Here is a 25,195-nt window from a genome sequence, read left to right on the forward strand (position 1 = left end):
TGCTTCTTCACCATTCAAATTCAACGACTTATTACAACTCGACCTGCATCCCCATCTCCACCACCCGATTGGGCGGGATTTTGAAGAAGTTGGTCACCCGCGTGGCGTTGCGGCTCATCAAACTAAACAACCGCCGGCGCCACCAGCTCATTGATGGGTATTTGGCCTCCACAATCGTCTCGCGCGACAGGAAGAACGACGTGTTCATATCATCAAAGACCAGCTCGGGCTGCAGCTGCGTTACCTGCTGCAATACCAGCGGCACATTTGGCTCTTCTTTAAAACCAAACGTCGCAATGACCTGATAGAAAGTTTGCCCCAGTTTGCGCACCACCACCCGCTCACGGCTGGGCACAAAGGGAATATCGTCGGTCTGAATCGTCAGAAATACCACTTGCTCATGTAACACTTTATTGTGCTTCAGATTATGCAGCAGGGCATGCGGTACCGAATCGGAGCTAGCAGTCATAAAGATCGACAAGCCTTCTACACGCTGCGGCGGGCAGGCTTCCAAGCTTTCTACAAAACCGGGCAAGGGCATTTCGCCCTCACGCAGCTTGGCCGACAGCATCTTGCGGCCCTGCTTCCAAGTCATCATCAGCGTAAAGGCGATCAAGCCCAGCATCAGTGGGAACCAGCCGCCCTCATGCAGCTTCAGGATATTGGCCGAGAAGAACGCAAGATCAATAAGCAGCAAAAAAGATAAAACAGCCCAGTACAGATACTTTTTCTGCCCTTGTAGATAATGCCCAGCCACATAAAACGCGAGCAAGGTCGTCATGACCATGGTGCAGGTCACCGCAAAACCATAGGCGGCAGCGAGATTACTAGAAGTGCGGAAACTCAAAATCAGAATAATGACAGACACCAACAAGAACCAGTTCACCCCGGGGATATAGATCTGCCCCATTTCCCGCTCGGAAGTATGCTGAATATCCATCCGCGGGCAGAACCCCAGTTGTACCGCCTGATTAGCCACCGAGAAGGCCCCGGAAATCACCGCTTGTGAGGCAATGACAGTCGCCATGGTCGCCAAGACCACCAGCGGCAATTGGGCCCAGCTTGGTGCAAGCAGGTAGAACGGATTCTTGATTGCTTCGGGGTTAGAGATCAGGAGAGCGCCCTGACCAAAATAATTCAACACCAAGGCCGGCAGCACCAGCAAACACCAGGCATAGCGGATCGCCGGCCGGCCAAAGTGCCCCATATCGGCATACAGTGCTTCAACCCCGGTCAGACACAAGACAACGGCCCCCAGCAGCACGAAGGCCACCCACGGATGGGCTAGAAAAAACTGTACGGCATACCAAGGATTCACCGCGGCCAGCACTTGCGGTGCTTGCACGATATTAATCACCCCCAGCAGGGCCAGCACGCCAAACCAGGTCAGCATAATCGGGCCGAATAGCTTACCCACCAGGGCCGTGCCGCGTGACTGCATGGCGAACAGCCCAATCATAATCGCAATCGCCACCGGTAGAATGTAGGGTTCTAGAGTATGGGAAACGAGGCTAATCCCCTCGAGGGCGGACAGCACCGAAATCGCGGGTGTAATAATGCTCTCGCCGGAAAACAGGGCGGCGCCGAATATACCGAGCACGGCCAATCTGAATGCGGTGGTTTTGCGATCCCCCGCCGCACGCAAGGCCAAGGCCATCAGCGCTAGAATCCCCCCTTCGCCGCGATTGTCGGCCTGCAAAATGATGCTGACGTATTTCAAGGTCACGACCAGCATCAGGCCCCAGAAAATCAGGGACAAAATACCCAGTACATTAAACGCATTCAGCGCGAGAGGAACGTGGCCGTTAAAGCATTCTTTTAGCGTGTAGAGCGGGCTAGTGCCAATATCGCCATACACCACACCGATGGCGCCGACCACAAGGCCAGCTAGCTTTTTAGGATCACGGCTATCTGGGTGAGACATGATGATTCAATCGTCCAAAGCGGGAAGCGGATTATATGCCTGTGGGCGGCTAAATGCATGATTTGGCGGCATTCGTTGCGGCAATGCACCAAAGCAGCGCGCTATTTCATTCGTTGCCAGCCGGGCGTAATTTCATCCGCTGAGCCTGCAATTGTAGCCAGTCAAAATAGGGGCCTGGGTCGGTCTTGCGCGCCGGTGCGATGTCTTGGTGACCCACCAGATGCGCAATCGGATAACGTTGCTGCAAGGCATCGACTAGTTGCTGCAATACCCCATACTGTATTGGCTCGAAAGCTACATAATCCGAGCCTTCCAGCTCTATACCCACCGAAAAATCATTACAGCGCTCCCGCCCTGCCCAGCTAGATACGCCGGCGTGCCAGGCGCGCTCAGCGCAAGACACAAACTGGATTAGCTCGCCATTCCGGCGGATCAGAAAATGCGCCGAAACCCGCAACAGCGCCAGCTCGGGATAAGCAGGGTGGGCTAAGGGATTGAGGCTATTGGTAAACAGGCGCTCGATATCATCACCGGCAAATTCGCGTGTACCCGGCGGTTGCGGTGGCAGGTGGATATTGTGGATCACAATCATATCCACCGGCTGGCTGCGCGCGTCGCAATTCGGGCTAGACACCCGGCGCGCGCCAGCGCACCAGCCTTGGGCATCGATCAGATAAGAAATCGGCATAACAGGATGGCCACACAATGATTCGCCAGCCATCCTACTCTGCCAGAGCTTAGCGCGCACCCCCCAAGAGGGCGATCAATTGCTCATGCCGGCGGTAAAAGGCTTTTTCCTGCACTTCTTTTTGCGCTTGGCTCAAAGCGGTATTCAGCGTGGTGCTAAATTGCGCGTAAAACAGCTCAACTTCGGCAATGCGCTTCAAATCGCGGTTGGCCAGTGGCTTAAAGCCGGCCAGGCTATCGGCGGCGGCCAGATTGGCTTTGGCATTCGGGTATTGTGGATTGGTGGCGTACTGCAAAAAGAAGCTGCTAATGGCTTGTTTGAGCTCAGCCGGTAAGGTGCGGCGCATCACCAGCGGATCGAAATTAAATGCATCCGACTGCCAGATCACTTTGATTTTGGCCGACTCTTGCGGGAATTTGCGCGCAAATTTGACCAGATCATCGGTATTGTTGGCGGCGACATCGACTTCACCGCGCGCGACAGCCAGGAAATTATCCTGATGATTACCATAGCGCACCGCTTTGAAGTGCTGCTCCACCACGATATTGTTTTTCAGAAAGGCATAGTACTGCGGCAATAGAAAACCGGAGGTCGATTTGCGATCGCCACTGCCGTAGCGATAGCGGCCTTTGCTCGAGAGGACCTGCTGCAGATCCTTAATGCCGCTGTCTTTACGGGTGATCAGCACCGAGGAGTATTTATCAATGCCACCGGCCAGCACCAGTTGGCCAAATACATCGACATTCGCAGTTTCTACCGCTTCAAGCGCCACTTTATTTCCGAGCCGCGCCACTTGAATCTGGCCAGACTTCAGGCCATCCAGAATTTCGCTGTAGTTTTTCGCGGCCACAGCTTTCACAGGCCGGCCGGTGGCTTTGGCCAGATCATCCAGCACTGGCTGCCACGCAGCCACCGCTTCGGCCGCCTCGCCATGGGCGATCAGGCCCACGGTCAGGGTCGGCGCGGCCGATGCCCCGCTCAACCACACCAACAACATCCCGCCCAACACCCACCACCGTACCGACTTCAACATGACTAATCCGCGCAAAAGCTTACAAAAGGCGCGGATCATACCGCATTGATTGCGCAGGCTAAGTAACCAGTCTTACAAACTACCGCCAGCGGTTGATCGCAGTAGACGAGTGGTACGCATCGCCTTATTCATCGCACTCCTGCGCAATGCCCAGCCGATCCAGCCGGTAACGCATGCTGCGAAAAGTAATCCCCAATAATTTTGCAGCCTGGGTGCGGTTGAAATTGGTTTTCGCCAGCGCCGCCAGCAGCGCCGCTCTTTCCACCCGATCCAGATAATCCTGCAGCGGATAGGTTTCCCCCAAATCGGCGGCCTGCGCGGCGGCCTCGGTGGCAACGGGATCAGAAAGATGCAGATCTTCGGCGGTAATGTGCTCGCCATCGCTGAGCGCCAGCGCGCGCTCCAGCAGGTTTTCCAGCTCGCGCACATTGCCGGGAAAATCATAGCGGCGCAGCGCTTGTAGGGCATCGGGCTGCAATTGCGGCGCATCCATATTGTGCCGCTGGGCCAGTTTGGCCAGCACCGCCCGCGCAATCAGCAAGATATCGTCGCCCATTTCGCGCAGCGGCGGCATCTTGAGCTCAATCACATTCAGGCGGTAATACAAATCCTGCCGAAACTTACCGGCCTCAACGCATTTGGCTAAATTCTGGTGGGTAGCCGAGATAATCCGGACATCGACATCAACTTCCGCCCCACCGCCTACCTGCCGCACCTTGCGCTCCTGAATCGCGCGTAACAGTTTTACCTGCATGGCCAGTGGCAGATCGGCCACCTCATCCAGAAATAAAGTCCCGCCATGGGCAGCCTGAAAAAAACCTGCCCGGTCTTCGTTGGCGCCAGTAAACGCGCCTTTGCGGTAGCCGAAAAACTCGCTTTCCATCAGCGTTTCTGGAATAGCGCCACAGTTCACGGCCACAAAGGGCTGCTCGCTGCGGCTGGATTTGGCATGAATCAACCGCGCCGCCCGCTCTTTCCCCGAGCCTGATTCACCGGTGATGTACACCGGCGCCTGATTGCGGGCGAGCTTTTCAATCAGCCCTTGCACATGCAGCATCGCTGGCGATTGCCCAAGCAGTGGATTATCGCCACTGGGCACGCTCACTGCGGGCTCTGGCGCATCAAGCTTTAAGGCTGATTTTACCAAGGTGCGCAGCTGCTCCAGCGCCACCGGCTTGGCCAGATAATCAAAAGCGCCCGCCTTCAAGGCGGCAATCGCATTATTGGTACTGCCATAGGCGGTGAGAATGGCAATGGGGACATCGAGCTTGCGCGCCTGAATATGCTGCACCAGCTCCAACCCTTCGCCATCCTGCATGCGCATATCCGAAAGACACAGATCAAAGCGCTGGCTATCCAATAGCCCTTTAGCCACCTGCACGCCATTGGCTTTGACGACATCAAGCCCCATTTTCAGCAGCGTGAGTTCCAGTAGATCTGCCAGATCAACTTCATCATCCACCACCAAGACACGGGGCAAGCTTTTAGATTTTCTGGCCATCGGTATATCCAAAGACAATGCGGAAACACGCCCCACCCTGCGGAGGCGACAGATATTCAAGCAAGGCACCATTAGCAGCGCAAATTTCGCGCGCAATATACAGCCCCAAGCCCGTGCCTTTACTTTCGGTGGTAAAGAAAGGCTCAAATAATTGCGACTGGGCATCTGGTGGCACCGGTGGGCCATCATTGAGCACATCCAGTACCCAGAATTCATGCTGCCGAGTTACCAGCAACTTTAGACTACCCGGCTGCTGCGTACAGTAACGCCAACCATTGCGGGCCAGATTCCACAGCACTTGCTGCAAGTGCCCAGAATCAAAGCGCACCAGCACTTGCGGCTCGCACTCAATCTGCAAAGCCTGCACGCCGGCTTCTTGCAAGATAAACTCTTCGTTGAAGGTAGCTAGCCATTCGGCGAGCTTGATATCTTGCCGCTTGACCCGATCACGGCGGTTGAGCTCCAGCACATCTTTCACCATCCGCTCTAGCCGCTGGCTGTTGTCATTGATAATGCGGGTTAGTTTTTGCAACAGGGGATTATCCGCCTCTTCCTGCATCAGCTGCGCGGCATGGGTAATCGCGCCCAGCGGATTGCGGATTTCATGAGCCAAATTCGCGGTGAGCCGCCCTAGGGCAGCGAGTTTGAGCTGCTGGGCTTCACGGCGCAGCCGGGCCATATCTTCCAGATAAATCAGCACACTGCCGTTACCGCCCTCGTTCAGCGGTACAAAGCGCGCCCGCAAGGTATTGCGGCCATCAGCCGTTTGTACCAGCTCGGCCGACACCCCGGGCTGGGCACGCCAACGCAGCAAGGGGCCGGCGAGCTCCGGCACATCCGCCGCCAGTGATGAGCCCAGCGCCGGCCGCAAGCCGGTGAGCCGCACGGCCTGTTCGTTATATTGGCGAATGGTTTCATGCTCATCCACCACAAACACGCCATCGGATACATCCTGCAAAATCCGCTCATTCACCTGAGCGAGATTGGCCAAATCCACGCTGCGCTGTTCAGCCAAGGCGCGGTTTTCTTCGGCGTAGCGCGATAAGCGAAACGCAAGCCACGCCACAGCAAAGGAGGCCACACACAAGAGTGCAGTCGGCATAGAGGCCCAGTCTTCACCGCTTTGGGTCAGATTGGCCCACAACATCTGGAGCAGCAGCGCAATACTGGCGACCGAAGCATGAAACAGCGTCATTCGCCCACGCGCAATCAGGCCGGCGGCAGCGAGATAAGGCAGCAGCAAAATCCCCAGTCCGCTCTTTACCCCGCCACCCAGATGCATCAGGCTCACAATAATCAGGACATCGACCGTGACCTGATAAGAGAGCTGCAGATCAAAGCTGGGCCAGCGCTTGGCAATCCCGGCGGTAAACAACAAGGCGAAAATGGTATAGCCGCCCAAGAGCATGGCGGCATCAACGGGATTGGCCAGCTCATTGACCGGCGAGCGGGCAAAGAAAAACATCCCTGCCAACAAGCCGATAATGGTCAGCAAGCGGAAAACATTGAAAAAGGCCAGCGAGCGCCACAAAGCCTCGCTGACCTGACGAGCGACTAAATCCATGAATGACCGGCAGAAAAAACGGGCGACCGTGGCCACCCGTTATTGTGTTTAATTGCTGATATGACTACCCAGATTGGGCGGCGTCAGAGTCTGGCCAATGTAATGCGCCAGCTCTCCCAACGCAGCTTCATACACCCCCCGCTTGAAATCAATCACGGCCTCCAGCGGTGACCAGTATTCATTCCAGCGCCAAGCGTCAAACTCAGGGTGCGCGGTCTTGCGCAGGCAGACATCCGAATCTCTGCCCACCAAGCGCAGCAGAAACCAGATTTGCTTTTGACCTTTGTAGGTACCACGCCACTCACGGCGCACCCAGTTGGTCGGCACATCATATTTCACCCAATCCCGTGTGCGGCCGACAATCTCGACATGCTCGGGCAACAGGCCAACTTCTTCGGCCAGTTCACGATACATGGCTTGTTCAGGAGTTTCCCCCTGCTTGATGCCGCCCTGCGGAAACTGCCAGGAGTGCTCGCGCACCCGTTTTCCCCAAAACACTTGGTTCTGGCGATTGAGGATGATGATGCCGACGTTTGGCCGATAGCCATCACGGTCGAGCATAAAACTACCTATTTCAGAATTTCGTTGATTACCTTAATTTTTTCACATCCCGGCCATCTTGCAAACCATTTCCTGCGTTTGCGCCTTTCGCCATGCGGGCAAGCAGCGGCCTAGATGAACAGCCGGCGATCATTATGCGGATTCATCCGTGCCAGATCGCTGACGAACTCACCAAATTCGAGCCCATACTGGCTTTCCAGCTTTTTCGCCCGTTCGGTCAAACGCTCCCACTGCGGGCTGTTTTGACCACGCTTAAAGGCAAACGCGATCACATTGCCTTTTTGTCGCGCAGGCAAGCACAGCAGGCGGCCATCAAAGAGCTCGCCAATCTGGGCACAATATTGCTCGAATTTGCGGTCAATACTCCACAGATTCACGGCCAGCACGCCGTTGTCGGTGAGCTTATCGCGGCAAGCCTGGAAAAAATCGGCATTGGCCAGCGGCGCGGCGATGCCAGTTGACGAATACGCATCCATCACAATGCAATCGACCGAATCATCGGCCATGCCATACACATGGGCCGCACCATCGGCGGCCAACACGCTCAGGCGCTCATCATCGGGCGGTAGATAAAACATGCTGCGCGCCACATTGATCACCTGCTGATGCAGCTCGACGCAGGTCAGATGCGTGCTGGGCAGATATTCATGCACCCACTTGGCAATCGAACCGCCACCCAGGCCAATCAGCAACATGTCTTTGGGCGGCTCAACAAACAGCAGGCTAGCAAACACGCAGCGCGAATACGCCAGCAGCAACTCATTGGGCGCGCTGATTTTCATCGCGCTCTGGGTGTCATCCTGACCGAAATGCAGTTTGCGCACGCCGCCTTCTTCAGACACATCAATCACGATGTCATCATCATTGGCTTTAGAAAACCGTTTGGAGCGAAACAGCATCAGTCGTCACTCCCGCATGCGCTGGCCGCAGGTTTGCTGGCCAGAATCGAAATCCGTGCGGGATCGGCAAATTCTTCTTTATCAAAGGCCTTGTCGCCATCAGCCCGCGCCACCCCATCGGCTTTGGCGTGGACAAAATCGTAGATTTTCGGGTCGTTCAGATGCGAAGGCACCACATTGCAGGTGGCCGCGAACATATTTTCCAGCCGGCCCGGAAAACGTTTATCCCAGTCGCGCAACATATCGCCGACCACTTGGCGCTGCAGATTCGGCTGACTACCGCACAGGTTGCACGGAATAATCGGGAATTCTTTGGCGATGGCGTATTTTTCGATGTCTTTTTCTTTGCAGTAAGCCAGCGGGCGGATCACCATATGCTTGCCGTCGTCCGACACCAGTTTCGGTGGCATGCCTTTGAGCTTGCCACCGTAAAACATATTCAGAAACAGCGTGGCCAAGATGTCATCGCGATGATGGCCGAGCGCAATTTTGGTCGCACCCAGCTCATCGGCCACGCGGTACAAAATACCACGGCGCAGGCGTGAACACAGGCTACAGGTGGTTTTACCCGGCTCGATCACCCGCTTCACAATCGAATAGGTGTCTTCCTCAACGATTTTGTATTCCACGCCCAGCTGGCTCAGATATTCAGGCAGCACATGCTCGGGAAAGCCGGGCTGTTTCTGATCCAGATTCACCGCCACAATCGAAAAATTGATCGGCGCCGATTTTTGCAGGCCGAGCAAAATATCCAGCATGGTGTAGCTGTCTTTGCCGCCCGAGAGGCAAACCATCACCCGGTCGCCATCCTCGATCATATTGAAATCGTTGATTGCATCGCCCACATGGTGGCGCAAGCGTTTGGCGAGTTTGTTGAAGTTATATTGCTGTTTTTTTGCAGCTTCAGCGGCCTCGTCGAGCGCCGCCGTGACAGTGTTTTCGGTCATGACAAAAGCGCGCGGGGCCGCCGATTGCACGCAATCTGCCAGCCCCGCGATAGATGATTGAATTGTTTCGGATTTTACCTGAAAAGACCTAGGCTAGGCTAGCTGACGATCCAGCTGTTTCGCCAGCTGCGCCGCCTGCCCCTGCGCCAGCAAGAGGTTGGGGTCGGGGTCTTCGCGCATATCGCCAATCATAGCTACCCCCGCCGCCAAGCCCGCCCCCGACGCACCGCGCAGGGCGGGGAACTCGGCCAAAATCGCCGGTGGCCGATAGCCGTAATACACGGCCACCGCCGCATACACCGGCTGGCCAGCCAGCTGCGGCAGGCACAGCCCAGCCGGCGCCTCAGCCAATTCATCTACCGGGGTATAGGGCTGCAAGCTAATACCCGCATGGCTTGCAGCCTGATACATCGCTTTCGAGGCGCGAAACGCCCCGCGGGTATACACGGTTACCACGCAGCCTCGCGCATGCAGCAGCAAAGCATGCTCCAGTGCATTATCGCCGCCACCCAAGATCGCCACTGCATCACCAGCCTGCAAATGCGCCAGCTGCTTCAGGCCCGGCCCCACAATCAGCCGCGGGTGCGGCGCAAATGGCGCATAGGGCGCCACCCCGCAGGCCAGCACCACCCGCTGCGCGGCCCAGCTTTCGCCGGTACTCAGCCTGCCCTGCCAGCCGCCAGCCGGGCTGGGGGCTATGCTGGCCAGCGTGGTGTGTGAGCGGCAGTGTTCGGTGGGCACTTGCGCCAGCAGGCGAGCAACATAATCGCGCCCGCTAATGTCGGCAAAGCCGGGCACCCATTTGAGCGGATAGTCGCTCTCGCGCAGGCACCCGCCCAGCTCACCGCGCTCCAGCAGCAGCCAGCGCCGCTCTAGCCCGCTAAGCCATTGCGCGAGCGTGAGGCCGGCAATCCCGCCACCGACAATCAGCACTTCCACCTGCACCATGGCCAAAACCCATCCCTTAATGTCTGCACAACGCGGCGCCTCAGCCACCGCTACTGATCAGTATTGTGCCGCAGCGGCCGGCTGGCGGCCAGCGGCGCAGTGGGCGAGCATGCTAAAATCCACGTTTTTGCCTCGACCCGCTTTGATCATGCGCCAACAGGAAGCCCAGCTCCCCGCCCCTTCTGCCGAAGCACTGGCCAGCAGCCAGCAGCTACTGTCCCATATCGCCACCCAGATCACCGCCGCCGGCGGCTGGATTTCCTTTGCCGACTATATGCGGCTGGCGCTGTACAGCCCGGGGCTCGGCTACTACACCGGTGGCGCGGCCAAATTTGGCACGGCAGGCGATTTTATTACTGCCCCGGGGCTCTCGCCGCTATTCGGCGGGGCGCTCGCCCACACCATCGGCCATGTACTGGCCGAGGCCGGCGGCACCGTGCTGGAAATCGGCGCGGGCACCGGGCAGCTGGCGGCGCAAATTCTGGCCGAGCTGGAACGGCTGGAACAACTGCCGGCGCAATACGCCATTCTGGAGCTCTCGGCCGAGCTGCAAGAGCGCCAGCTCGCTACCTTGCGCACGCTAGTGCCGCATCTGGCCGAGCGAGTGGTGTGGCTGGAGCGTCTGCCGGCCGAATTCACCGGCGTGATGGTGGGCAATGAAGTGCTCGATGCCATGCCCTGCGAAGTCATGCAGCTAGTAGATGGTGTTTGGCAGCAGCGCGGGGTGTGCCTGACTGACGGCCAGCTGAGCTGGGCCAACCGGCCGTGCCAAGATCCGGTCTTGCTGGCGCACTGCGCCCGCTGGCCGCAAATCGACGGCTATTGCAGCGAAATCCAGCTCGAAGCGCAGGGCTTTATCCGCGCGCTGGGGCAAAGCCTGCAGCGCGGGCTGATTCTGATGCTGGATTACGGTTTTCCGGCTGGCGAGTTTTATCACCCCGAGCGGCGCATGGGCACATTAATTGGCCACTATCGCCATCACACCGTGCATGACCCTTTCTTTCACCCCGGGCTGACCGATCTGACCTGCCATGTGGATTTTTCGGCGATGTATACCGCTGCAGACCAAGCAGGGCTTGCGCTAGACGGCTATACCTCCCAGGCTAGCTATCTGATTGATTGCGGCATTCTCGAGCAGGCCCGCCAGCTCGATAGTAAATCGGTGGAATACCTGCGCACCGCCGCCGCGCTGCAAAAGCTGCTGGGGCATGCGGAAATGGGCGAATTATTCAAAGCGATTGCGTTTTCGCGCGGCCTGAGCGGCCCCACCGCACCGGGTTTTCGCCAGCAAGATCGCTCCGGCGAGCTATAAGCGATTTCAGGGCAGCCAGCTAACGCGCTGGCGCAAGGCGGCGCTCACCCGCAGTTTCCAGCGCTCAGCCTGCGCACGGCTGAGCATCACGCGCCCGGCGGCACTCGGGCGAATGGCTTGCACTTGATTGGGCACCAGCAACCACGCCCGCGCCATGCTGCCGGCGATCGCGCCTTGTTCAAAGCCGGTAATCACCACCCCACCGGCAGCGGCATCGCGGCCAATTTGAAAATCCCAAAATCCAAACAGCGGTAATTTGCTATTGCTGGCCGTCCATTGCATCACCTGCCGTGCATCCACATGCGCCATGTCTTGATCGATCAGCGCCTGATACGTGCCGATCAGCACCGCATCGTAAACACCTTCGGCGGCTTTGATGGCGCTTTTCCATTGCTCGAAGGTACGGCATAGCTGCACTTCAACGCCTTTTTCATTCAGCGCCAGCAGATCATTGCGCAAGATCTCGGCCGAGCGATCGGAATCGAGCAGCACCAGCCAGCGCTTGCCGTGCGGCAGCAGCTCACGCAGCAGCGTGAAGTTGGCCCGGTATTGCGGGCGCTCCAACACCCCGCTGATCGTAGGGGGTAATTGGTTTTTGCTGAAATAACTGGTGGGGTCGGCGTTAATGCCCAGGAAAATCGTCGGCACTTTCATCACCCCCAGCTTGGGGCCCATCAGCGCCAGCGCCGCATCGTCGCCCAAAATCACCACCTTGGGGCGCTGGATTTGGATGCTGGCCAGCGCCCGCTGGGCTTGCTCGAGGTGTTCATCCGTCGGTAGACGTTTGGTATCGAGAAATAGAAACTCCAGCTCGGCCACGCCATCCAGTTTGCTTTTAATGCCCTGTAGATAGTCGTGATCCCAGCTGTTTTCGGGGTGATAGCTCTCCACCACGGTGACCAGTGGCTGGGCCTGAACCGGCAGCAGCGCACTCAGGCAGCAAGCAGCGGCGAGCCAACCCCGCCAGTTCATGCCACCCACTCCACCATCAGATCGTCGGCAATCGCTTCCAGCGCCAGGCGCACAGTGGCCAGCTCGACCTGCACCGGTGCCGATAGCTCAGCGCGGGCATGAAACATCACATCGCCACTCATTGGCGCGCTTTCCAGCCAGGTAGTGAGTTTTTCCACATTCACCTGCTGGCGGGCCAGGATGCTAGCGACTTCTTTGACGATGCCAATCCGGTCATGCCCCACCAGATGCAGCCCAAATTGCTGCACCGGCGCGGCGTCGGCTTCCTGATCCAGCACCGCACTTACCGCCAGATCGGGCAAGGCCTGCACGGCCGCCAGCAGCGTGGCGCCATCGCCCTCCACCGCGACTTTGACGATGCCGGCAAACTGGCCGGCCAGCCGGGCAAATGAAGACTCCAGCCAATTGCCGCCCTGCGCCGAAATCAGCGCCGCCAGTTGCTCGACCAAGCCGGGTTTATCCTGCCCCAGCGCCGAAAGAATCAGTACCGTTTTCATGCCTCAACCTCGTTTGCAAGCCAATACGGCCGGTTTGGCCGTGACTGCATTTCAGCATAGTTCGTGTTCACGCCCTATTGAGCGATAGATGGCTGTTGTTTTTTGCGTAAGCACAGCAATCGGCGTAAAAAAACCCGCCGGAGCGGGTTTAGATTGGTACCCACACTCGCGCAGCGAGGCTCCCCTCAGGGAGAGGATGGGAGCGCGGGTTTAGAAGCGGCCAGACACTGAAATCGCGGCAAACGGCATCGCGTCGTGCTTTTCCTTGCTGATTTCCTGCCCTTGGGCGTTGTCGATGATGATCTCACCGGCCATGGCGGCACCCACGTGCAGATCCAGCGCAAATTCGCGGCTAAATTGATAACCCGCGCGCACAAACACCGGCACGCTGTTTTGCTCCACCCGGCCACCGGCGGCCACGGCGTTTTTCTGTGCCAGCCGATGCTCGAAACTACGCCAAGTGCCGCCCACGCCCAGTTCAAATTTCGGATTTACTTTGTAGCTCAGCTCCAGCCCGGCCGGGCCGGCCGGGCCACTGGCCAAGGGGTTGCCCAGATGCCAGTTTTCATTGATTTGCCAATTCACCACCACAAACGGGAAAACGCTCGCGTCATCCAGGCCAGTCCAGGCGCTCACCCCCACGCCGAGCAACAGGCCAGGCTGCAGCATTTTGGCTGCAAAAGCGGTGGCGCCGTAGCTGAGGCTATCGCTGGTTTTGGCTTGTGATTCGCCGGCGTAGCTCACGCCGGGGGCGACATTGTAAATCCAGCCATCCGCACTGGCATATTGATAGTTCAGCGCCAGATTAAAGCGATGCAGGGTTTCAAATGGCGTTTTGCCGCCCCACGCGGTGGGGTGATCAAACGACCAATTCTGCCGGCCAGCACCAAAGCTCAGGCCCACCTGGCGCTGCGCATCCAGTGCCTTGGTGTAGGCAAAATCAGCCGTCATCCAGGTGCCGCTGGCTTTACCGCCCGAATCCAGATTGAAATCGCCAATCAGCACCGGGGTCAGGCTGTAAGTCAGGGTGCTGCCATCGGCGGCGTGCGCGGCGCCGGTCGCAGCCAGCGTCAGGGCCAAGGCGCGCAAAGCGGTTTTGAACATATCAATGCCTCCAGATTAATCGTTGCGCGCAGTTTAACCCGTTGGCGTGTCAGTGGCGAGTCAAGCTGGGTTGGACTAGCGCGGTGGCTGCGCTAGGCGACTCACAAGGGCCCGTATTCGCGGCGCAACCAATGCACGGTGGGCATCTCATTCTGGCTGCGATCGAGCAAGGCACGGTGCTGCAAAAACACCACGCCAAAGCGGGCACCCAGATCAGCCCAGAAATAATCGCTTTTCACCGCCAGCCGTTCGCGCGGCACATCGGCTTGCTGATTGGCCGGCAAGGCGGCGACAAATTCATCCACACTATTGAAGTATTGGCTGCGACGCTTTGCCAGCACTTGCTCAGCGCCCGATACCCCCAGTTTTGGTAGCCACGCGGCCAGCACTTCGGCGCTGGCGAAATTTACATTCAGCGCGCTATTGCCGGGCAGGGTCACCACATAGGGCGCGAGCTGGCGCACGATCGCCTCGCTATAGCCGGGCACGCTTTGCAAATCGTTAAGCTCCAGCCACGGCACCAGCTCGCCGGCGCCGGCCGCGCTGGCGGGGGCTGAGGCCGGCTGCGACGCACTGGATGGATTGGCTGCGCCAGCCGCCCGTGGGCGCCGGCGCTCTTGCCAGGCCGTTTGCAGGCTATCGGCCAGATTAGCCGGCAGGCCCAGATTGGCCAGTAGCGCCCGATATGCTGCCAGCGCGGCGGGGTCGAATTCGCCATTGCTGCTGCGCAGATTATTCAGATTAAAGCGGCCATTCAGTTCGGTCAGCCGGCCGCTCAGGCCACCGTTTTCGATTTTGATTTCCGGAATCGGCACCGCCCACGGTTTACGCAGATGATCGGGCTGGCCCAGCCGCGCATCATCGCGCAAAGTCAGGCGCACCAGCTGCAAGACCGACCACGTGGCCGCGCGCGCTTCGGCTGTGTCTTTGCGGATTTCCAGCTGCTGCAAGGCCCGCTGCTGGCGCAACATCAATAGCCCGGCCACCGAGGCCACCAGCGCCGCCACCATCAGCGCGGCGATAATCGCCACCCCAGTTTGCCGAGACATCACCCCACGCAGCCGCATCATGGCACCAGAAAAATCCGTTCGTAATCGCCCGCCCGCTGGGCTAGCCCCAGCCGCACGCGAATCGCACGCGGTTTGCTAGTACTGCGCCAGCTGCTTTGCCACTGATTTTGCGCATCGAGATACGCCCATTCACAGCGGGTAAGATTGCTGAGCATGGTGTAGCGGCGCGGCACATCCTCGCGCACCACATCGGGCCGCGGGTACAGCCAGAGCAGCAGGCGATCGCCCTGACACTGATACACCCCATGCAAGGGCGCGCGCTGCGCATCAAAACGCACAAATTCCAGCCCCACGCCCGGCGTATTGGCGACCGCCTCCACCGATTGCAAGGGCAGCTGCCAGCTTGCCGCCGCATCGCGCCATGGGCGTGGCGCCAGTTGCGCCAGATCGGCTTCGATGCGCTCGAAGGCCAGCGTCAGCTCGCGCCAATAGCGCGTTTCATCAATCACGGCGGTGCGGGTATCCACCAGCATATTCACGCCGCGATAGGTGATTAAGCTCAGAATGGCGAAAATCGTCAGCGCCACCAGCACTTCCAGCAGCGTAAAGCCGCACATACCCTGCCGGCGTATGGCCGTGCAAGGCTTGCTGGATAAGGCCCCGGCGGCATTACTGGGTGCGCGTGGCATAGTACACCTGCGTGGAAAGCACATGCGTGGGCGCAGCGGCGGCCAGGATTTGTAACTCCACCCGCCGGAAGCTGTAATTCGGTGTGGGGCTGACATTCATGCGGTAGATAAAGGTTTCTCCGCCTTGCTGCACGCGGCCTTCGGTCGCGCCGGTTTCCGGGTAGGCGCGCTGGGCCAGTTGTTCGTTAATCAGATTACTGGCCACCCAGCTGGCCAGCGTGCGGGTGCGGTAATCAATCAGCAAATCGGTGCTGCCGATCACGAGCTTGGCCGCGGCCGCCAGCGTAATGCCCAGCACCGCCAGCGCCACCAGCACTTCAATCAGGGTAAAACCGCGCGCTTTCATGGCTCTGCCGCCGCGGCGGCGCTGGCCACCCCAATGCGCCCCATCACATCACCGCTAATGCGCAGGCTATCGCTGCCCGCGCGTAGCTCGATCTCGAAGGGCTCGATCACGCCATCGCTAGGCAGCAGCACCCGCTCGCCCAGCGGGCGATTTTGCTGATTCACCCGATAAGCGGCGATCTTCACGCCTTCGGGCAGGCGAGTATTGCGCAGGCCTTCGCTACTGAGCGGCTCCCATTCCTGGCGCTCGTTCTGCCACCAGAATTGATAGGCCGCGCCATCGCTCGAAAAGCCGATTAGCCGGCCTTTGGCCATTGCTTCATCGCGCGCGGTATCCAGTTGCAGCACCAGCTTATCCGCGGCCTCGGCCAAGCCCGAGCCACGCTGAAACTGAAAAACCGTCATGCTGGTGGCGATCAGGATAATCGCCGTCACCACCAGAATTTCCAGCAAGGTAAAGCCCTGCTGGCCACGAAAAGCGCTTGGCGTGTGCATCAAATGCCGCTTACTGCCATGAACCAATCAGGTTTTCCGGCTTATCCGCGCCGGCCTGGCCTTCCGGGCCATAGCTCAGCACATCGATTTCCGCGCCGTGGGCGCTCGGGTTCAGGTAAACATAATCCTGGCCCCATGGATCTTTCGGCAGTTTATCCAGATAGGATTTCCAGTTTTGCGGTACCGGCTCGGTGCTAGGCTTTTCCACCAGCGCTTTCAGGCCTTGCTGCGCCGTTGGGTAACGGCCGTTATCAAGCTTATAGAGTTTCAGCGCAGCCATAATGGCCGACACATCCTGCTTGGCCGCCACAATCCGAGCTTCGTTGGGGCGCTCCATGATTTTGGGCACAATCAGCGCGCCCAAAATCGCCAGAATCGATACCACCACCAAAATCTCAATCAGCGTAAAACCACGGTTCTTTTTCATTAGATACTCCATAGGGGTATAAGCCCATCAACAACAATCTATTTAACCTGCAAGCAAATACATCATGCCACGGGGCGAATTCGCCCCATATAAAACACATTGGCATAGCGCCCATCGCGAAAAGCAAAATCTTTGCCTTCACCTTCGATCTCAAAGCCAAATTTACGGTACAAGGCAATTGCCGCGTCATTATCGGTGTAAACGGTGATTTCAAGCCGGTGCAGATTGAGCCAATTGTCAGCCAGATCAATCGCGGCCGTCATCAGCTGGGTGCCAATCTGCTGGCCCTGCAGATCATCGCGCACCCAAATCCCGAACATCGCTACATGCTTGCGGCGCGGATTTTGCTCGACACCCAGAAATAAATTGCCCACCACTTCGCCATTTAAATCGGCGACCAGGCTATACGCGCCTTGAGGCAGCGTACCCAGTTTCTTTTGCCAGACTTCTGGCGACGGATAAGGTAGGCCCAAGGTGCCGGTATAGGCTTTTTTACCGGCATAAATCCGCGTAATCGCCTCGATATCCGCTGTGGTGCTATGGCGAATCTGAACGGCTGTCATGGCATTCCCTTATTTGACTAATTGGTTCATTTCAAACACCGGCAATAGAATCGCCAACACAATCAGCATCACAATCGCGCCCATCACCAGCACCATCAGCGGGCCGAGCAGGCTGGTGAAGGTGGTGACTTTGCGATCGAGTTCTTTACTTTGCTCGCTGGCCGCGCGCTCCAGCATCGCCGCCAGCCGCCCAGTGGCTTCACCGCTGGCCACCAAGTGCAATAGCAACGGTGGAAATTCATTGGCGGCCTTCATCGCCCGCGCCAGGCTCACCCCTTCGCGCACTTGGCCGGCCACTTCGCCCACGGCCAATTGCAGCTGGCGATTACTCATCACCCCTTCGGCGGCGGTCAGCGCTTTTAATAAAGGCACGCCGCTGCCGACCAAAATCGAGAGCGTGCTGGCAAAACGGGCGGTATTGGCCAGCCGATCCAGATAACCCAGCACCGGCCAGCTTAAGCGCCAGCGATGAAAGCGCAATTGCAGGGCCGGATCTTGCAGCGCGCGATGCGCCGCCACCCCGGCCAACAGCAAGCCCAGCGCCAGATACGGGCCAATGGTTTTGACCGCTGCGCTGCTCCACAGCAACAGTCGGGTGAGTAGCGGCAAGGTTTGCTTGGCCGACTCGAACACCTGCACCATCTGCGGCACCACCCAGGTGAGCATGCCCAGAATCACCAGCAGCGACACCCCGATCACCACGGCCGGATAAATAAACGCCATGGTGATTTTGCTATTGAGCTCACCCCGCGCTTCCAGATAATCCGCCAGCCGCGCCATCACCGCGCCCAGGCGGCCTGATTCTTCGCCGGCTTTCACCAAGGTGCGATACAAAAGCGGAAACACGCGCGGGAACTGATCCATGGCGCTGGAGAGCGGCAAACCGGCTAGCACATCGTGGCGCAGGCCGGCCAGAATCTGCCGGGTTTTGCCCTGCTCGGCCTGTTCGGCCAGCACCACCAGCAACTCATCAATGGTGAGGCCCGCATCCAGCAAGGCCGAAAACTGCCGCGTGAGGGTCGAGAGCTCGGCACCACCAAGCTTGAGCCGCTGGGCACTGGCGCCTTGCGCCGCCGCCAGCTCCAGGCTCAGTACATGCCAGCCTTGCTCACGCAGCAGGCTGCGGGCGTGACGGGGCGATTCGGCATCAATCTGTCCGGTTTGCGCCGGGCCGCCACTGGCAGCCAGCGCCTGATAACGATAGGCAGGCACGATGAATAGGTCTTTCGGGTTCAGTGGTTTGTCGCCCACCCGCGGGTGCGCGACGATTTTGTCATGCAATTGACATTTGGCACGGTCATTCTCATCAGAACGTCATGTTGCCGTGCTTTAATGCGCACATTCTATGGCAGAATCATGACAAGTTGACATCACTGATGACCTTTGCGGGCGATCTGGTGGTCTTTCACCCCACTTTGGCCCCGGCAGTTTACCCATGGCACTGAATTTCCGACTCTCTTCCCGCCAATTGGCACTCTTGGCCAGCGCCGTGCTGGCCAGTATGGTGCTGTGGCAACTGGCGGGCTTATTGTGGCTGGGGCTCACGCCCAGCCAGGCTGGCCGCAGCCTGCGCCTCCCCGCCGCCGCGCCTGCCGCCCAGCAGCAAGACCCCAATCTGATCGCCCGGCTGTTTAGTGGCCCGGCCAGCAGCGTGGCAAGCGAAGCCAGCAGCAATCTGAAACTAAAAGCACTGGTATCGGGCGCCAATGGCGTGGCGATTATCGAAGGGCTGGAAGCCAGTGCGGTGGCAGTGAAGCTTGGCCAAGAGGCCGGCAGCCACGGCAAGCTGGTGGCGGCCGAGCGCGATCATATCGTGCTTGAGCTCAATGGCCAGCGCCGCAAAGTATTTCTAGAGCAGCAGAGTATTGCCCCACAAGCCAACACCGGAAATACCAACAGCACCATACCCACCCAGAGTACCACTACCGCCAGCGCCGCACCGGCCACCACGCTCACTCGTGGTCAGCTCACCGGCATTTTGCAAGGCGGCAATCTGGCCAACTGGAGTAAGGGCCTGGCCACCCATGCCAGCGGCGGTATTGCCGTCGAGGCGGCTAGCCAGCAAGCGCTGGCCAGCGTCTTGCAGCTGCGCGATGGGGACATTATCAAAAGCGTGAACGGCCGCAATTTGGCCAAACTGGAAGACCTCTCCCTGCTGTATGCGGCGTTTAGCCAGCAAAGCGCAGTGAGCGTACAAATTGTCCGCGCCGGCGAGGCGCAAACCCTGAGCTACACCGTAAATCCATGAAAACCATCAAGCACACCCTGATCGGCACCCTGCTAAGTGCCCTGCTTCTGACCCCGGCGCTGGCCAATGACGAGAAGGTCATGCTCAATTTCGTCAATTCGGACATCGAAACGACGGTCAAAGCCATTAGCCTGATTTCGGGGAAAAACTTTATTCTGGATCCACGGGTCAAGGGCACGATCAATATCGTTTCGACCCAGCCGGTGAGCAAAGAGCTGGTGTATCCGATTTTGCAATCGGCACTGCGGCAGGCGGGCTTTGCCACCGTGGAAACGCGCGGGGCAATCAAGATTCAGCCCGAGGCAGACAGCAAATCACTTAGCAACAAAACTCTGGTGCGCGGCGAAGCCGCCAATGGCGAGCAGATCGTCACGCAGATTTTTAATCTGAATAACGAAAGCGCCAACCAGATGGCCACCATGCTGCGCCCGCTGGCCACGCCCAATAGCCTGATCAGCGCCTACCAATCGGGCACCAGCAATACCGTGGTGGTCACGGATTACGCCGACAATGTGCGCCGCCTGGCGCGGATTATCGATAATATCGATCAGCCGAAAAACAGCGAAATCTTCACCATCAAGCTCAACCACGCCTCGGCGCTGGATGCAGCGCAAAACATCGCCCGCCTGATGCCGGAAGTGAGCGTGCAGAATGTCGCCAGCGCCATTCCGCAAAACGATGGCGTGCGCCGCTCGATTGTGGTGCCCGATCCGCGTGGCAACCGGCTGATGGTGCGCGCGATTAATGCCGCGCAAACCTCGCAGCTGCGCAGCCTGATTAGCCAGCTGGATGAAGCCGCCACCAACGACAGCGCCATCAATGTGGTGTACCTGCGCAATGCCGAAGCGGCCAAACTGGCCGGCACGCTCAAAGGCCTGCTCACCGGCCAAGACGACAGCGCGGCCAGCAGCAGCGCCCCCACCAGCACCGCAATGAGCAGCAATACCGCGGGCAATAGCAGCCCAAGCACCAGCACGAGCAGCCCCGCGCCCACCAATACCAGCACCACCGTGCAAGTGGCCGGCGCCACCGTGCGCGTGCAGGCCGATAGCGTGACCAACTCGCTGATCATTACCGCGCCGCAGAATATCTATAACAATCTGCGCGCGGTGATCGACAAGCTGGATGTGCGGCGCAGCCAGATTTACGTCGAGGCCATGATTGCCGAAGTGAATCTATCCAAATTATCGGAATTTGGCTTTCAGTGGATGGTGGGCGGCGGTAACGACAAAATCGGCGGCGGCATGGTGTCTAACCTCGCCACCGGCAGCAATACGCTGGGTAATATCGCCACCGCGGTTATCAATAAAAACCCGGCCGCCATTCCGCTGGGCGCCACTTTTGGGCTCTTTAATGGCGACCCGACCAAAGGCACCGCCTCACTGGGCGTGATTGCCTCGGCCCTGCAAAGCAGCGGCAACGGCAATGTGCTGTCGACGCCCAATCTGCTGATGCTGGATAACGAAGAAGCCAAAATCACCGTCGGCCAGAATATCCCGATCATTACCGGCTCGCAGCAGCCGGTGGGCGGCAACCCCAATCCGTATGTCACCGTGGAGCGCAAAGACATCGGGATTAAGCTGCGTGTACGCCCGCAGGTGTCTGAAGGCGGCATCATTACGCTGAATGTGTTCCAGGAAGTATCCAGCATTGATAACTCGGTGAATACCGGCGGCGCCGGCTTGGCCACCAAGGTGCGCACGATCGAAACCAAGGTGCTGGTGGATGATGGCCAGATCGTGGTGCTGGGCGGCCTGATCGAAGATCGCCTGAATAATAGCGGCAATCAGGTGCCGGGCCTGGGCGATATTCCGCTGCTGGGCGAGCTATTCAAATACGAAAACCGCAGCTGGCAAAAAGTAAACCTGATGATCTTCCTGCGCCCGGTGCTGATCAAAGATAACGGGGCCAGCGCGGTGCTGAGCAACGATCGCTATCAATATCTGCGCAACCAGCAGGGTGATTATAAAGTGGGCGAGCATTGGTTCTTGCAGGATATGCCGGGCGTGCAATTGCCGGCCAAGCTGCCCGATAGCAATGGCGTATCGGTGTATTCGCCCGCGGTGAAACCGGCGGCGCAGCCCGCTAGCCAACCGGCGGCCAAACAGCCATGAGCCGGCGCGTAAGCTACAGCTACGCCCGCGAATTTGGCGTATTGGATGGCCAAGCCGAAGACGGCCTCACCCCACTGTACTGGCGTCAGGGCGGCGAGCTGGCCGCGCTGGCCGAATTACGCCGCCAGCTTGGCCCACACCGGCTGGTGCCGCTGGCCGCCGCCGAATTTGAAGCGCAGCTCAACCGGCATTTTGGTGATCATGGCAGCAGCAGCGCAGTAAATCTGGTCGATGACATTGAAGAATCGGCCGATCTGGCGCGGCTGGTGCAAGATATGCCCGAAGTGTCTGATTTGATGGAGGCCGAAGAATCATCGCCGGTCATCAAGCTGATCAACGCCATTTTCACCGAAGCACTGCGCGAAAACGCGTCCGACATTCATATCGAGCCATTCGAAACCCGCTCGGTGGTGCGTTACCGTGTCGATGGCGCGCTGCGCGATGTCATCGAGCCCAATCGCGCGCTGCATGCTGCGCTGGTGTCGCGCATTAAAGTCATGGCCGGCCTTGATATTGCTGAAAAACGCCTGCCGCAAGATGGCCGTATCAATCTGCGCATTGCCGGCCGCCCGGTCGACGTACGGGTTTCGACCCTGCCAACGGGTCACGGCGAGCGCGCCGTGCTGCGTTTACTGGATAAATCGGCAGGCCGCTTGGAGCTAGCCAAGCTGGGCATGGGCGAAAAAACGCTCAACGAGCTCACCACCCTGCTCGCCGCGCCGCATGGCATTGTGCTGGTGACCGGCCCCACCGGCTCGGGTAAAACCACCACGTTATACGCCGCGCTGGGCAGCATGGATGCCAAAAACAGCAATATCATGACGGTGGAAGACCCGATCGAATACGATCTGGATGGCATCGGCCAAACGCAGGTCAACCCGCGCATCGAAATGAGCTTCGCCCGCGCCCTGCGCGCCATTCTGCGCCAAGACCCCGATGTGATCATGATCGGTGAGATTCGCGACCTGGAAACCGCGCAAATCGCCGTGCAAGCCTCGCTCACCGGCCATTTGGTACTCGCCACGCTGCACACCAACGATGCCCCCAGCGCAATGACCCGCTTGGTGGACATGGGCATCGAGCCATTCCTGCTTGCCTCATCCACCATCGGCGTGCTCGCGCAGCGCCTGGTGCGTACGCTGTGCACCAGCTGCAAGCAGGGGTATATCGCCAGCAGTGATGAATTAAAAGAGCTAGGGATAGATACCCAGGCAGGTATTACCCTATATCGCCCCGTCGGCTGCCCCGCCTGCGCCCACACCGGCTACCGTGGCCGTACCGGCATTCACGAATTGCTGCTGGTGGACGAAAACCTGCGCAGCCATATCCACAACGCCGCCAACGAACAAGATATCCGCCACTATGCCGAAAGCCGCGGCATGCACAGCCTGCGCCAAGACGCCGCCCAGCGGGTAGTGGAAGGGGTCACGAGCGTGGAGGAAATGCTGAGGATTACCCGCAGTAACTAATCACTCTCGTCGAGGCAAATCATGGCATCGCTACGCGCAATACTCACTTGTTTGTTCATTGCCGCGGGCTTGATTGCCAAGCCCGGATTTGCCACGCCCTTAGCCAAATGCATTGGCTTGAGCAATCAAGACATCGCGCTGATTGTGAACGCCGACGACGTGGGCATGCATCCTGATCTGGATAAAGCTGCATTCAAGCTCATTGATGCCGGCCAGATTCAGGATCTATCGTTAATGCCGCCAACACCCAATTTTGCGCAAGCGGCGCAATGGGCCAAAGCGCGTCAATTAGCGGTGGGCGTCCACCTGACGCTCACTAATGAATGGCAGGAAAAGCAGCCGTGGGGCGCCGTGTTATCACGCGATGAAGTGCCTTCGCTCTACAATCCGCAAGGCAATTTATGGGCCACGGTAGCCGAGCTGGCCGCACACGCCAAACCGGACGAAGTAAAAAAAGAGCTCCTCGCCCAAATTGCCAAGGTGCAAGCCGCCGGACTGAAAATCACCCATCTGGATGCCCATATGGTGTTCTGGCCTGCCACCCCCGAGTTACTCAAAATCTACACCAGCTTGCCCAAAGAAACGGGCATCCCGGTTGTGATTCAATCCTTTCATGGCTCGCTTGCAGAGCAATATCAAGTGCATCGGCAGATACAGTCTGAAAACGCCATCGCCACGCCCGATACATTTTTAATGCAATACAATCCGAGCATGCGCCAACGTGGCGTCGCTTATCGGGGCTATCTAGAGCTGATCAAGCAGCTGCCGCGCGGTGTCCACACCATTGGCATTCATCCGGCCGAAGACAGCCCTTCGGCACAGGCCGCCATCCCCGACCTAACCTTGCGCCTAAGCGACTACGCGGCATGGCAAGAGCCGGCATTGCACAAAGCCATTAAGGCGCGTGGCATTAAGTCCATCACATATGCGCCATTGCAGCAGCTGCAGGAAAAACTCAACCTCGAGCCTCAGCGTCATTGCCTTAGTTCGCCAAAATAAATCAATCAGCTCAAAAATTAACTGCTTCAAACCATGCCCTTCACGACTGAATCAATACCAGATTTTTTCTATAAGTACCGTGGGGTCAGCACCACGAGTAATAGCGATGGAAAATCACAGCTAGACTATTTAATCGACCAGATAGTTGATGACAGCATTTATTTACCAACTGCTGCCGAGTTTAATGACCCTTTCGAGTGTGCGCCCAAAATTCGCATTCCTCCCCCCGAAATTACACGCAAAAAATTTAGAAGCCTCATACTTGAGAAACATGATTCATTCTTCCCTGAGATTGGCAACAATCAGAAGAAGCAGTATGCAAACGAAGGTAGTAAAAAATATTATCGCCAGCTTAGTCATCCCGACTTTCAGGAAGCAGTTAAAAAGCATTTAGGCTTTGCAGAAAAAACCCGAATATATTGTGTGAGCACATGCCCTACAAGCATCCTGATGTGGTCACACTACGCTTCAAATCACGAGGGGATATGTCTTGAGTACAGAAATATCGGTTTCTTCGATCAAGCACTCAAAATTGAGTACAAACCAGAGCGCCCAGAAATTTATCTTTTTGATGCGGCCGATGAGTGGAAAGAGGTTAAAAAGACCTACCTGACCAAAAGCGAAGTATGGAAATATGAGGAAGAGTGGCGGGTTTTCTTACCCAACCGATCTGTAGGCCAATACAGATTAGAATCTGCATGCCTGCATGGCATAATTTTGGGAGCAAGAATCAAAGACAGTGTACGTGAACGAGTTCTTCAAGCGGCAGAGCGACGGATACATCGCCCCAAGATATACGAAGCCAAACTATGCTCTGAAACTTATTCTGTTAAGTTAGAAGCTATCAAGCTCACAAATGCAAAGAACTAGGTGGAATTTCAAAACT

General features: G+C 57.9%; 25 protein-coding genes. 6 read left to right on the top strand and 19 right to left on the bottom strand.

Translation table 11 applies throughout. The features are described from left to right. Positions 1–31: 31 nt before the first annotated feature. The 9 genes from L991_RS04565 to L991_RS04605 form a co-directional block, all read right to left on the bottom strand. Entirely contained in the window at positions 32–1,924 is a 1,893-nt protein-coding gene (locus L991_RS04565) for a potassium transporter Kup (protein WP_052190606.1), read from the bottom strand. Between the two features lie 106 nt (positions 1,925–2,030). Beyond that, positions 2,031–2,612, bottom strand: coding sequence for a 1,6-anhydro-N-acetylmuramyl-L-alanine amidase AmpD (gene ampD, locus L991_RS04570; RefSeq protein ID WP_047392852.1), 582 nt, complete (start codon positions 2,610–2,612; stop codon positions 2,031–2,033). Between the two features lie 49 nt (positions 2,613–2,661). Further along, positions 2,662–3,645 (bottom strand): phosphate/phosphite/phosphonate ABC transporter substrate-binding protein, encoded by a 984-nt coding sequence (phnD, locus tag L991_RS04575; RefSeq protein WP_197053804.1) that lies wholly within the window; start codon positions 3,643–3,645, stop codon positions 2,662–2,664. Positions 3,646–3,769: 124 nt separating this feature from the next. Next, positions 3,770–5,146: a sigma-54 dependent transcriptional regulator gene (locus tag L991_RS04580; protein WP_047392704.1), complete on the bottom strand. Its 1,377-nt coding sequence runs from the start codon at positions 5,144–5,146 to the stop codon at positions 3,770–3,772. Then, positions 5,130–6,710 (bottom strand): PAS domain-containing sensor histidine kinase, encoded by a 1,581-nt coding sequence (locus L991_RS04585; protein ID WP_047392711.1) that lies wholly within the window; start codon positions 6,708–6,710, stop codon positions 5,130–5,132. The genes L991_RS04580 and L991_RS04585 overlap by 17 nt, the downstream gene beginning before the upstream one ends. 48 nt (positions 6,711–6,758) lie before the next feature. Then, positions 6,759–7,271 carry an RNA pyrophosphohydrolase gene (locus L991_RS04590; protein WP_028450054.1) on the bottom strand — a complete coding sequence of 171 codons (513 nt, stop codon included), beginning with the start codon at positions 7,269–7,271 and terminating at the stop codon, positions 6,759–6,761. Positions 7,272–7,381: 110 nt separating this feature from the next. Beyond that, the gene (locus L991_RS04595) at positions 7,382–8,170 is read right to left on the bottom strand and encodes a fused MFS/spermidine synthase (protein WP_052190608.1); all 789 of its coding nucleotides are present in this window, start codon (positions 8,168–8,170) and stop codon (positions 7,382–7,384) included. Further along, on the bottom strand, positions 8,170–9,117 hold the full coding sequence (gene ttcA, locus L991_RS04600) for a tRNA 2-thiocytidine(32) synthetase TtcA (RefSeq protein ID WP_051258989.1): 948 nt from the start codon (positions 9,115–9,117) through the stop codon (positions 8,170–8,172). The genes L991_RS04595 and ttcA overlap by 1 nt, the downstream gene beginning before the upstream one ends. Positions 9,118–9,210: 93 nt before the next feature. After that, a complete protein-coding gene (locus L991_RS04605; protein ID WP_047392718.1) occupies positions 9,211–10,065 on the bottom strand; it encodes an FAD-dependent oxidoreductase in 855 nt (284 codons plus the stop codon). A 148-nt stretch (positions 10,066–10,213) separates the two neighbouring features. Between L991_RS04605 and L991_RS04610 the strand changes: the two genes are divergently transcribed. Beyond that, the gene (locus L991_RS04610) at positions 10,214–11,377 is read left to right on the top strand and encodes a class I SAM-dependent methyltransferase (protein WP_047392860.1); all 1,164 of its coding nucleotides are present in this window, start codon (positions 10,214–10,216) and stop codon (positions 11,375–11,377) included. A 6-nt stretch (positions 11,378–11,383) separates the two neighbouring features. Here L991_RS04610 and L991_RS04615 read toward each other — a convergent pair whose 3' ends face one another. From L991_RS04615 to gspF, 10 genes are all read right to left on the bottom strand, one after another. Further along, positions 11,384–12,349, bottom strand: coding sequence for an ABC transporter substrate-binding protein (locus L991_RS04615; protein ID WP_047392720.1), 966 nt, complete (start codon positions 12,347–12,349; stop codon positions 11,384–11,386). Next, positions 12,346–12,846, bottom strand: coding sequence for a glycine cleavage system protein R (locus L991_RS04620; RefSeq protein ID WP_047392722.1), 501 nt, complete (start codon positions 12,844–12,846; stop codon positions 12,346–12,348). The genes L991_RS04615 and L991_RS04620 overlap by 4 nt, the downstream gene beginning before the upstream one ends. A gap of 210 nt (positions 12,847–13,056) precedes the next feature. Next, on the bottom strand, positions 13,057–13,950 hold the full coding sequence (locus L991_RS04625) for a DUF6268 family outer membrane beta-barrel protein (protein WP_047392725.1): 894 nt from the start codon (positions 13,948–13,950) through the stop codon (positions 13,057–13,059). Positions 13,951–14,051: 101 nt separating this feature from the next. Next, the gene (gene gspK / locus L991_RS04630; RefSeq protein WP_197053805.1) at positions 14,052–14,999 is read right to left on the bottom strand and encodes a type II secretion system minor pseudopilin GspK; all 948 of its coding nucleotides are present in this window, start codon (positions 14,997–14,999) and stop codon (positions 14,052–14,054) included. 17 nt (positions 15,000–15,016) lie between these two features. Continuing rightward, positions 15,017–15,649 (bottom strand): type II secretion system minor pseudopilin GspJ, encoded by a 633-nt coding sequence (gene gspJ, locus L991_RS16335; RefSeq protein WP_052190609.1) that lies wholly within the window; start codon positions 15,647–15,649, stop codon positions 15,017–15,019. Further along, complete coding sequence (gene gspI, locus L991_RS04640) at positions 15,630–15,995, bottom strand: type II secretion system minor pseudopilin GspI (protein ID WP_028450063.1); 366 nt, start codon at positions 15,993–15,995, stop codon at positions 15,630–15,632. Before gspI ends, gspJ begins: the two co-directional genes overlap by 20 nt. Then, a complete protein-coding gene (locus L991_RS16340) occupies positions 15,992–16,489 on the bottom strand; it encodes a GspH/FimT family pseudopilin (RefSeq protein ID WP_052190610.1) in 498 nt (165 codons plus the stop codon). Before L991_RS16340 ends, gspI begins: the two co-directional genes overlap by 4 nt. A gap of 10 nt (positions 16,490–16,499) precedes the next feature. Then, positions 16,500–16,916 carry a type II secretion system major pseudopilin GspG gene (gene gspG, locus L991_RS04650; protein ID WP_052190611.1) on the bottom strand — a complete coding sequence of 139 codons (417 nt, stop codon included), beginning with the start codon at positions 16,914–16,916 and terminating at the stop codon, positions 16,500–16,502. 62 nt (positions 16,917–16,978) lie between these two features. After that, entirely contained in the window at positions 16,979–17,479 is a 501-nt protein-coding gene (locus L991_RS04655) for a GNAT family N-acetyltransferase (protein WP_047392730.1), read from the bottom strand. Between the two features lie 9 nt (positions 17,480–17,488). Next, the gene (gspF, locus tag L991_RS04660; protein WP_231550481.1) at positions 17,489–18,760 is read right to left on the bottom strand and encodes a type II secretion system inner membrane protein GspF; all 1,272 of its coding nucleotides are present in this window, start codon (positions 18,758–18,760) and stop codon (positions 17,489–17,491) included. Between the two features lie 154 nt (positions 18,761–18,914). Here gspF and L991_RS04665 point away from each other — a divergent pair, with 154 nt between their 5' ends. From L991_RS04665 to L991_RS04685, 5 genes are read left to right on the top strand one after another with little or no spacing between them, the layout of a single operon-like run. After that, a complete protein-coding gene (locus L991_RS04665; RefSeq protein WP_028450068.1) occupies positions 18,915–19,727 on the top strand; it encodes a hypothetical protein in 813 nt (270 codons plus the stop codon). Beyond that, positions 19,724–21,841, top strand: a complete 2,118-nt coding sequence (gene gspD / locus L991_RS04670) for a type II secretion system secretin GspD (RefSeq protein WP_052190612.1) — start codon at positions 19,724–19,726, stop codon at positions 21,839–21,841. The genes L991_RS04665 and gspD overlap by 4 nt, the downstream gene beginning before the upstream one ends. Continuing rightward, positions 21,838–23,310: a type II secretion system ATPase GspE gene (gene gspE / locus L991_RS04675; RefSeq protein WP_047392733.1), complete on the top strand. Its 1,473-nt coding sequence runs from the start codon at positions 21,838–21,840 to the stop codon at positions 23,308–23,310. The genes gspD and gspE overlap by 4 nt, the downstream gene beginning before the upstream one ends. A gap of 21 nt (positions 23,311–23,331) precedes the next feature. Continuing rightward, on the top strand, positions 23,332–24,309 hold the full coding sequence (locus L991_RS04680) for a polysaccharide deacetylase family protein (RefSeq protein ID WP_081986535.1): 978 nt from the start codon (positions 23,332–23,334) through the stop codon (positions 24,307–24,309). 33 nt (positions 24,310–24,342) lie between these two features. Continuing rightward, a complete protein-coding gene (locus tag L991_RS04685; protein WP_047392736.1) occupies positions 24,343–25,179 on the top strand; it encodes a DUF2971 domain-containing protein in 837 nt (278 codons plus the stop codon). The last annotated feature ends 16 nt before the right edge of the window (positions 25,180–25,195 follow it).

This window comes from Chitinibacter sp. ZOR0017, assembly GCF_000799095.1.
Classification (GTDB): domain Bacteria; phylum Pseudomonadota; class Gammaproteobacteria; order Burkholderiales; family Chitinibacteraceae; genus Chitinibacter; species Chitinibacter tainanensis.